Consider the following 7,281-nt stretch of genomic DNA (forward strand, 5'->3'; position numbering starts at 1 on the left):
TCGTTGATGGTGGCCAACGGGCTACCCGCCGGTTCGATGCCGATGTGCAGGGTCGCCACCAGATCCGCTGCCTCATCCTCCGTCCAGGCTGTCTTGCCCGCCGGCGCGTCGGCGCTCAGGCGGAAGATGTATTCCGCCTCCACGGCGGCGAATCCGCCGACGAAAACGGGGAAGGGGGTGGGAACCACGCCCGTCGCCGCCCAGACGTTGGCGGCGAAGATGGGGCCGGCCAGGCGCGGTTCGCCCAGCGTCTCTTCCCAGTCGGGCGGGATGCGGCCGATCTTCCAGCCGGCGATGGTGTCGGGCCACAGGCCAATGGCCAGTTCCTGCGCCGCGTACCCCTGCGCCAGATCGATGGGCGTGGGGCCGGGATAGCCGGGCAGGGCCTGGGCGGCCGTGCGGGCCGCGACAAAGGCGGCCGCGGCGGCGCTGGGGGAAAAGGGGCCGGTCATGACCGCACCCATCGGATGTGCTGCCCATCTTGGACAATGGCTGCCGCAACGGCAGGCACGGCACGCCACGCCATGGTCGACCCTCCCTGGGATCCGGTCATTTCTTGTCCATCGTGTCTAAAGGAAACCGGTGTCATTTACAAGCCAATCTGATGAACGGCCTGTCACGGCCGGCGGTATCGCGTGAACTTACAGAGAGGACGCCGCGGCCAGCACGGCGTCGCGCCCGCCATCGCCCAGCCGGGCGTAAGCGTCGGTCAGTGCGGCACGGAAGCGCGCGTCGGCGGACAGCGGGCCCGTGAAGATGGTGTCCAGCGCCAGGAAGCGGCCGACGTCGTCGGCGGTGCCGTCGCAGCGCCCGCCGATGTCCAGCAGAGGGGCCGCCAGCGGGTCGGTCAGGCCGGTGCCGGCGGCTGCGCGACGGCGAACGAAGTGCATCCAGCCGGCCACCACCAGGGCCAGGCGGTCGATGGGATGCCCCTGGGCCAACCGGTCCTCGATCACGCCGAACAGGCGGTAGGGCAGCTTCTGTGATCCATCCCAGGCGATCTGGGCCAATAGGTGGCGGATGGCGGGGTTGCGGAAGCGTTCCAGGATCTGCTGGGCATAAAGCATCAGGTCATAGCCCGCCGGCGGCGCCACCGTGGGCAGCACGTCCTCCAGCATCAGCCGCTCCAGGAAGGCCGCCAGGGCCGGCGTGGTCATGGCCTCCGCCACCGTTTCCACCCCGGCCAGGCTACCCAGATAGGCCAGGGCGGAATGGGGACCGTTCAGCAGGCGCAGCTTGGCCCGGCCGAAGGCGCCGACATCGTCGGTCAGGATGACGCCCGCCTTGTCCCAGGCGGGGCGGCCGTTGCAGAAACGGTCTTCGATGACCCATTGGGTGAAGACCTCGCGCTGGATGGGCCAGGCGTCGGCCAGGCCGCTGACCTCCCGCACCCGCTGGCGCAGGGCGTCGTCGGTGGCGGGGGTGATGCTGTCCACCATGGTGCTGGGGAAGGCCACATGGTTGCACACCCAGGCGCCCAGATCCGCATCGAGCGCCGCCGCATACTGCGCCGTGGCCCGGCCCAGGCGACGGCCGTTGTCCGTCATGTTGTCGCAGCTGATGACGGTGTAGGGCGGCAGTCCGGCGGCCCGGCGGCGGCGCAGGCCGGCGACGACATAGCCGATGACGCTGACCGGCGTTTCCGGATGGGCCAGGTCGTGGGCGATGTCGGCATTGGCGGTGTCCAGGTCGCCCGAGGCCGTCAGGCCGTAGCCTTTCTCCGTCACGGTGATGGTGACGACGCGGGTGGCCGGGGCGGCCAGGCGGGCCAACACCTGGCTCTGCGCCTCCGGCGCGCACAGCACCTCGCGGATGGACCCGACGACGCGGTGGCCGATGGTCCGGTCCAGCGTCACCAGGGTGTAAAGCCCGTCCTGCGGCACCAGGGCGTCCCGCACGCCCGGGCTTTTCAGCGATACCGCGCTGATGGACCAATCACCCCCGTCGAGCGCCAGGGCGTCGTCGGTGTAGACGGCCTGGTGAGCGCGGTGAAAGCGCCCGGGCCGAAATGGACGATGCCGATACCGCACACCGACCGGTCGTAGCCGGGCCGGGGCCACGGCGTCGGGCAGGGTCGCCAGGGTGGCGTTGGACAGAGGCGCGGTCATCAGGCGTCAGGCTCCGAAGGCCAGGGGCGGTGGTGGGGGTCAGCGGCGGACGTCCAGCCCGTCCGCATCCTGGGCCGCCAGGATGTCGGCCTCGGGCAGGGGCAGGGCGTCGCCGGGGATGGAGTGCTTCAGGGCGGCGGCGGTGGTGGCGTAGGCCAGGGCGCGGTCCGGTTCCCACCCCTGGATCAGGCCATGCAGCAGGCCGGCGGCGTAGGCGTCGCCGCTGCCGATACGGTCGACGATGCCGGCCAGCCCATGCGTGCGGCTCTGGTGCAGGCTGTGGCGGGTGGCCAGCTTGCCATACAGATCCTGGTGGTCCACGCCGTGGTGGCTGCGCACCGTGGTGGCGATGGTCTGTAAACGGGGGCAGGCGTCGAACAGGGCCTGGGCCGCGGCGGGGAAGCGTGCCGCCTCCTCCAGCTTGTCCACGTCCAGATCCAGCAGCAATGCTGCATCGCGTTCATTGGCGAACAGCAGGTCGCACTGTTCGATGAAGCCGCGCAGGATGGCCGGGGCGTTGCCGCCGCGCGCCGTCCACAGCTTCTGCCGGTAATTGCAGTCGAAGGAAACCTTGAGGCCCAGGGCGCGGGCGGCCTGCAGGGCGGCGCGGGCCGCGGTCTCGGCCTGGGGGCTCACCGCCGGGGTGATGCCGCAGATGTGCAGCCAGTCGGCCCCCGCCAGCAGGGCCTGCCAGTCGTAGGCGGCCGGGTCGGCGTCGGCGAAGGCGGAGCGGGCACGGTCGTAGATCACCTCTGACGGGCGCGTCACGGCGCCAGCCGACAGGAAGTACAGGCCCATGCGGCCGTCGGCGTAGCAGATGCCGTCCGTGCCCACGCCGTGGCGGCGCAACTCGCCGGCGCAGGCGCGGCCGATGGGATTGTCGGGCAGGGTGCTGACCGCGCGCACGGTGTGGCCCCAGGCGGCCAGGCCGACGCCGACGTTGGCTTCCGCCCCGCCGAACAGGGCGGTGAGGCGCGGGCTTTGCAGCAGCAGTTCATGACCGGGGGCGGCCAGGCGCAGGAGCAGCTCTCCGAACACCACGACATGACCGCGCATCACAGGCCCACCCATTCCGTTCATCCCATCCTGGTCGCTGTCGCGGGGACGATGACGCCCATCCCACGCGTTCCTCCCGCCCGTCTGTCTCGCAGGCTTGGCTTCGCATCCTGCCAGCGGGGCCGGACCGGATCAATGACCAATTGACACCGGTGACAATAAATGCGGCCATTTCCCGGATGGAAAGACCATCATGGCATCATGCCTAGGCCACGCACCCAGGCGATGTAAAGGTCCGGCCAAGCCGCCGCCGGCAGGCCCTTGGCGCCACGGATGCCGAAGCCGTGGCCGCCCTTCTGGAAAATGTGCATCTCCGCCGGGACCTTGGCCGCATGGAGGGCGGCATAGAAGCGCAGGCTGTTCTCCACCGGGACGGACGCGTCGTCGTCGGCGTGCAGCAGGAAGGTGGGCGGGGTTTGAGCCGTCACGGCGCGCTCGGTGGAATATGCCGCGTCCTGCGCCGGTGTGGGATTGTCGCCCAATAGCTGGGCGCGGGAGCCTTTGTGCGCGATCGCGGGGTCCATGCTGGCCACGGGATAGACCAGGGCCAGGAAGTCCGGCCGCGCGCTCTGCTGGTCCACCGCGTCCTGCGGCGCGTAGACGGCCGCGTCGTAGCGGGTGCCTAGGCTGCCGGCCACATGCCCGCCGGCGGACAGGCCCATGGCCCCCACCTTGTGCGGGTCGATGCCCCAGGCGGCCGCGTTGGCGCGGATCAGGCGTATCGCGCGCTGGGCGTCCTGCAGGGGGACGTCGGCGGCGTGGGCATGGCCTTCGCCCGGCAGCCGGTAGGTCAGGACGAAGACGGTGACGCCGGCGGCGCTGAGCCGCCGGCCGATCTCATCCCCCTCCTTGTCCACCACCACCCAGCGGTAGCCGCCGCCCGGCATGACTAGCAGGGCGGTGCCGTTGGGCTGGGCGGGGCGGTACAGCGACAGGTGCGGCCGGGTGATGCCCACGGTGTAGCGGTCGTGCAGGACGGCCGTGTCGGCGCTGCGCTCCACCACCGACTCCGGGACGGTCACCGCCTCCGACCCCGGTCCCACGCCTGCTGGCCAGATGGGGAAAGGGGCGGGCAGGTCGTCGGCGCGGGCCACGCCGGTCGCCAGGACGATCAGGCCCGCCATCATGGCGCAGACCGAAATTGCCCCCTTCACAAATTGCAGGAAACCGGTGTCATATACCGGCCCGAGGTCGGGACGGGTGTGGTCCATGAGGTCCTCCCTGTTTCTTCTTAGGCCATAATAGGAAATTGGGAGGAAGCATGGACCCGGTTCGTCCGTTCCGCCAAGCGGAAAGTCGCGTCTCCTTGTCATCACATCCCGAGGGGGCATCAAGTCGCGACGAATCATCGGGCCGCGACGGCGCCGATCGCCGCCAGATATTGGGACTGGGGCTGGGGGCTGCGGCCGCGCTGGCCCTGCCGACGGGTGCATGGGCCGCTGCCGCACCAGTGGTCGCCACCGGCCACGGCCGCGTGCGCGGCGCCCTGCAGGATGGCATCCATGTCTTCAAGGGCATACGCTACGGTGCCGACACCGGCCCCCGCCGCTTCCAGGCGCCACAGCCGCCGGCCCCGTGGAGCGATGTCAAGGACGCACTGGCCTATGGCGCCGCCTGTCCCCAGACCCGCTTCGACGAGCCCTTGTCCGAGGATTGCCTGTTCCTGAACGTGTGGACGCCGGAGGCCAAGGCCGGCGGCAACCGCCCGGTCATGGTCTACATCCATGGCGGCGCCTATTCCCACGGCTCGGGCAGCGACGCGCTGTATGACGGCACGCGCCTGGCGCGGCGGGGTGATGTGGTGGTGGTGACGCTGAACCACCGTCTGAACGTCTTCGGCCACTTCTATCTCGGCCGCCTCACCGGCCCCGCCTATGCCCAGTCCGGCAACGCCGGCATTCTGGATCTGGTGCTGGCCTTGCGGTGGGTGCGCGACAACATCGCCGCCTTCGGCGGTGATCCGGGCCGGGTGATGCTCTTCGGCCAGTCGGGTGGTGGCGCCAAGATCGCCACGCTGATGGCGACGCCGGCCGCCCAGGGCCTGTTCCACCGCGCCGCGACCATGAGCGGCCAGCAGGTCACCGCCTCCGGCCCCCTGAACGCCACGGCGCGGGCCACCGCTTATCTGGCCGCCCTGGGCCTGACGCCGGACCGGGCGGAAGAGGCGGCCACCCTGCCGGTGGACAGACTGCTGGAGGCGCTGAACACCGCCGATCCCATCCATGGCGTGGCGGCCCAGGGCATGGGCGGCCTCTATTGGGGGCCCGTGCTGGACGACCAGGTCCTGACCCGCCATCCCTTTTACCCCGACGCCCCGGCGCAGTCGGCCGGCATCCCCCTGATCATCGGCAATACGCATGATGAAACCCGGCTGCTGATCGGCGGCGGTGATCCCGCCACCTTCAGCCTGACCTGGGATCAGGTCGCCCCGTTGCTGGCCAAGCATATGCGGGTGGACATCAATCCCGACCTGGTGATGGCGGAATATCGGGCGCTGTATCCCGCCTACAGTCCCAGCGACGTCTTCTTCTCCGCCACCACCGCCGGCCGGTCCTGGCGCGCGGCGGTGGTGGAGGCGGAACTGCGCGCCGCCCAGGCCCAGGCGCTTGGGCGGGAACAAGGCGGGCAGGGGGCCGCCCCCACCTACGTCTACCAGTTGAATTGGGGGTCGCCCAAGGATGGCGGCAAATGGCGGGCGCCACACACGCTGGACATTCCCCTGGTGTTCGACAACACCGGCGTGCCCGACTCGCTGTCCACCGACAGCGTGGAGGCGCGGCGCATGGCGGAACGGATGAGTGGCGCCTTCATCGCCTTTGCCCGGACGGGGGATCCTAATGCCGATGGGCCCAACACCGGCGGCGCGCCGCGCTGGACGCCCTATACCCTGGTGGGCCGTGAGACCATGGTTTTTGACCTGGATACGCGCCTGGAGCAGGATCCGCGTGGGGCCGAGCGGCGGTTGTTCGCCCGCGTCCCCTTCACCCAGCAGGGGACCTGAACAGGGCGGGCGCGGCGGATTTCCTGGCATTCCTGCCCTAATCAGCGATCCAGTCATAAGATGACACGGCAAACAACTCTTGGTGCTTGCATCGATCGGTAACCGGTGTCATTTTAGAGGCAACGGCGACGACCCGACAGGGCACAAGGACGCCGACGATATGGGAGGGGTGCGGGATGCCATCACGCGAGGGCATGGGCTGGGGCGCCGACGGCGGCTGCCAAGCCACATCGATTTTTCTCGACATAAGGCGCGGCTGCCTAGGGTTCCAGCGATCGCCGGCGCGGCGCTGACGGGGTCGGCATGCCGCTTTCGCCGCCGGCATCCCTGCCGGGTGTTGCCAGCGGATGAAAATTGACACCGGTCCCAATAAAGGACCGGATGGACGGGGAGGTCGGACGGGCATGGGACCAGGCGACAACGTCTGGTTTTTCTGGGAACACTTGGGATGCCGGGGACAACCGGCCGGGTGCTTCCGGGTAAGGGCCTGGCCGGCAAAGCAAAACAACAAGGCTAAGGAGGAAATCGTCAAATGCTCAAGACCATGAGCCGGGCGCGTCGCCACACACTGTCCACCTGCGTGTCCCGGGCGGCGCTGCTGCTGGCCTTGACGGCCGGGGGCCAGGCGGCACGGGCCGCAGACCAGGCGGCGGACCAGCCGGTGGCACCCGTGGCGGACCAGGCTCCGGCCGATCCGGCCGCCCAGGCGGCCGCGCCGGCCCAGGGCGCCGTGGCGCCGGGCGGCGGTGACTCGCTGGATGAGATCGTGGTCACCGGCTTCCGCCGCAGCCTGAACGTGGCCCTGCAGGCCAAACGGGAAAGTTCCGGCGTGGTTGACAGCATCGTGGCGGAAGACATCGCCAAGTTCCCCGACAAGAACCTGGCGGAATCGCTGCAGCGCATTCCCGGCATCGCCATCACCCGCGATGCGGGCGAGGGGCGTCAGATTTCCGTGCGCGGTCTCGGCCCGGCCTTCACCCGCGTGCGCATCAACGGCATGGATGCCATCGCCACCACCGGCAGCTCCGACGCGCAGGGCGGCAACAACCGCAGCCGCGCCTTTGACTTCAACGTCTTCGGCTCCGACCTGTTCAAAAAACTGACCGTCCACAAGAC

5 protein-coding genes and 1 pseudogene are annotated in these 7,281 nt (G+C 69.7%); 2 read left to right on the top strand and 4 right to left on the bottom strand.

The annotated features are described in order from the left end of the window. The 4 genes and pseudogenes from I55_RS11285 to I55_RS11300 all read right to left on the bottom strand — a co-directional run. Positions 1–452, bottom strand: a pseudogene (locus tag I55_RS11285) (2-keto-4-pentenoate hydratase); the annotation flags it as partial. Between the two features lie 189 nt (positions 453–641). After that, complete coding sequence (locus I55_RS11290; protein ID WP_049974028.1) at positions 642–2,108, bottom strand: mannitol dehydrogenase family protein; 1,467 nt, start codon at positions 2,106–2,108, stop codon at positions 642–644. A gap of 39 nt (positions 2,109–2,147) precedes the next feature. Continuing rightward, on the bottom strand, positions 2,148–3,164 hold the full coding sequence (locus tag I55_RS11295) for a sugar kinase (protein ID WP_085939989.1): 1,017 nt from the start codon (positions 3,162–3,164) through the stop codon (positions 2,148–2,150). Positions 3,165–3,355: 191 nt separating this feature from the next. Beyond that, positions 3,356–4,375 (bottom strand): alpha/beta hydrolase, encoded by a 1,020-nt coding sequence (locus I55_RS11300; protein ID WP_199902556.1) that lies wholly within the window; start codon positions 4,373–4,375, stop codon positions 3,356–3,358. A gap of 95 nt (positions 4,376–4,470) precedes the next feature. On the opposite strand from I55_RS11300, the gene I55_RS11305 reads away from it, so the two are divergent. Together I55_RS11305 and I55_RS11310 are read left to right on the top strand one after the other, a co-directional pair. Next, entirely contained in the window at positions 4,471–6,165 is a 1,695-nt protein-coding gene (locus tag I55_RS11305; protein WP_252181112.1) for a carboxylesterase/lipase family protein, read from the top strand. Positions 6,166–6,697: 532 nt separating this feature from the next. After that, positions 6,698–7,281, top strand: a 584-nt coding sequence (locus tag I55_RS11310; protein ID WP_252181113.1) for a TonB-dependent receptor plug domain-containing protein, incomplete at its 3' end; no start/stop codon positions are given.

It is taken from the genome of Azospirillum sp. B4 (genome assembly GCF_000333275.1).
GTDB lineage: Bacteria > Pseudomonadota > Alphaproteobacteria > Azospirillales > Azospirillaceae > Nitrospirillum.

Coding starts and splice junctions, on each gene's coding strand:
- I55_RS11290 (WP_049974028.1), bottom strand. CDS start 2,108: ATGACCGCGCCTCTGTCCAACGCCACCCTGGCGACCCTGCCCGACGCC.
- I55_RS11295 (WP_085939989.1), bottom strand. CDS start 3,164: ATGCGCGGTCATGTCGTGGTGTTCGGAGAGCTGCTCCTGCGCCTGGCC.
- I55_RS11300 (WP_199902556.1), bottom strand. CDS start 4,375: ATGGACCACACCCGTCCCGACCTCGGGCCGGTATATGACACCGGTTTC.